The 2,335-nt window shown below is 43.0% G+C and carries 2 protein-coding genes; both read left to right on the forward strand.

Features of this window, described 5'->3' with window-relative positions:
* Nucleotides 1-421 precede the first annotated feature (421 nt).
* Nucleotides 422-1,363 carry a lipase family alpha/beta hydrolase gene (locus AB4375_RS21535; protein ID WP_372052501.1) on the forward strand — a complete coding sequence of 314 codons (942 nt, stop codon included), beginning with the start codon at nt 422-424 and terminating at the stop codon, nt 1,361-1,363.
* A gap of 38 nt (nt 1,364-1,401) precedes the next feature.
* A complete protein-coding gene (locus AB4375_RS21540) occupies nt 1,402-2,289 on the forward strand; it encodes a lipase secretion chaperone (protein ID WP_372052502.1) in 888 nt (295 codons plus the stop codon).
* Nucleotides 2,290-2,335 lie beyond the last annotated feature (46 nt).

A 2,335-nucleotide genomic window follows, 5' to 3' on the forward strand; every position in this document is an offset into this window, starting at 1 on the left:
AAGTGGATAAGTGGATAAGTAAATAACTGGTACGACCTATATCTAAAATCAATAATTAGCGTCAATATATTCATGGTTGTGGTGTGTCGTTAATGGAATAAACCTCAAGTTATCAACGAGTTTTTGGTTGAAAAATACCTGTTTCCAAACGGTTATTTGTCGAATAATTTTGGTTTATTGAGAATGTTGAATTGATATTTGAGTCGGGATATTGAAAGAACAATCTCATCAACCTTAGTTAAATGTTAATTTAATCAATTGCTTATGTTTTGTTCTCCTGATTCTGTTTGCCTGATGTTCATCGCACCTGTTTAATTCAAGTTCGCCATCACAAATATGAAGTCGTTACTTTCTGTTTTATAAAATCATCATCTACGGTTCTTTTACTCATCAGAGGTCTAATCTGTTTAAGGAAAGAGCATTGAAAAAGATATTAATTTGGACGATAGCCTGCCTATCCAGTTTTGGCGTATATGCCGGAACGAGCGCATCAGCATTAGAAGCCAGCGGATACACTGAAACGAAATACCCCATTATGTTGGTACATGGTCTGTTTGGTTTCGATACATTAGCGGGCGTTGACTATTTCTATGGCGTACCTGAATCCCTAACCAAAGATGGCGCGAACGTATATGTCGCTCAGGTCTCTGCAACCAACAGTTCAGAGGTCCGTGGTGAACAGTTACTCAGCCAAGTTGAAACGCTGTTAGCTGCAACAGGAGCAAGTAAGGTGAATCTGGTTGGTCATAGCCACGGTGGGCCTACGGCTCGTTATGTTGCGTCAGTTCGACCTGATCTTGTTGCTTCAGTGACCAGTATTGGCGGTGTACATAAAGGTTCTAAGGTCGCTGATCTCGTTCGAGGGAACGTATCTGAAGGCTCTGTCACAGAAGGTATCGCGGTTAAATTAGCAGGTGGATTAACGACACTGATTAACCTTTTATCTGGTGGAACGGATCTCGACCAAGACGGCCTCGCTTCTCTTGAAGCATTGACCACAGAAGGCTCGCTAGCCTTCAACCAGTTTTACCCTGAGGGCGTTCCGACGTCTGAGTGTGGCGATGGTGAGAGGCAAGCAAGTAACGGCGTTTATTACTATTCATGGACAGGGTCTTCCACTTTTACCAACCTTCTTGATCCTACCGACGGAGCGATGACAATCCTAGGCTTAGCCTTCAACGAACCTAATGATGGCTTAGTAGGAGCATGCAGCGCGCATTTGGGCAAAGTGATTGGTGATGATTACAAAATGAACCACCTAGATGAGATTAATGGGTTATTGGGAATTCACCACTTGTTTGAGACAGATCCTGTAACTCTATATCGTCAGCATGCCAATCGATTGAAGTTGGCTGGCTTGTAGTCTGCAAAGCCGTTTAACAAGAAAACAAGGGAAGTATGATGAAAAAGACCGCCATTTTGTCGATAACCACGATAGCCCTGATGAGCACAGCGGCGGTCTTTTTATATCTAAATAATCAAGATACACATACTGACGACGAACAACGCATCTCCTCATTGAAAGTCACCTCTCAGCAAGATACCGACATCGATAACGCATCAGCAAAAGACATGATGGAATATTTCGTGTCAGGTAATGCAGAATTAACCCTTGAAGATATTCGAGACAACGTGGCGAAACACCACGAACAAGCATCAACAACCGTGGTTGATGAAGCACTGTTTGCCAAATATCTTGAGTATAAGTCGGCACTGACATCGTTGGACGTGCAGTTCGGTACCACATCCATTTCCGCTGATGATCTACGTGCACTCAATCAAGCGCTCCTTGACCTCCAAGCTCAGTTTTTCAGTGAGAGCGAGATAAGTATTCTGTTTACGCACGACAACAGAATGAGAGAAATCGCCTTAGAAAAGTTACTTCTGAAACAGGAGGGATTAGAGGATGAAGAATACCAACAAAGACTCGAATCCTATCTATCTGAGCAACCTGATTATGTTCAGTCGAGTCACCAGAATCAGGTGTTACTCCAACAGCTCTCTAGCTCTGAAGGTCTCGATGAACAGGGTAAATACTTAAAGAGAAGCGAACTTGTCGGTGAAGAAGCAACCCAGAGACTTGAAGCACTTGATAAACAAAGAGCGGCCTTTGAAGACTCGTTAGAGGTCTACTTCGCAGAACGAAATGATGTCTTGAAAGATTCATTCCTATCAAAAACCGAACAACAAGAGAAGATTGCGCAACTTAGGACTGAACATTTCCTACCAGAACAGCTTAGAAGGGTAGAAGCGATTGAAAGAATTCGAGCGGCTGAATCTCGCCAGTAGTGTCTAAAAGCGAAAAACCAGCCATGATGAACTGACCCCCAATAGT

The sequence above is a fragment of the Vibrio sp. 10N.261.51.C6 genome (assembly GCF_041471785.1).
GTDB lineage: Bacteria > Pseudomonadota > Gammaproteobacteria > Enterobacterales > Vibrionaceae > Vibrio > Vibrio crassostreae_C.

What these genes read in the sequence shown, in the direction of transcription:
- AB4375_RS21540 (WP_372052502.1), top strand. Translation starts at nt 1,402, where the DNA reads ATGAAAAAGACCGCCATTTTGTCGATAACCACGATAGCCCTGATGAGC.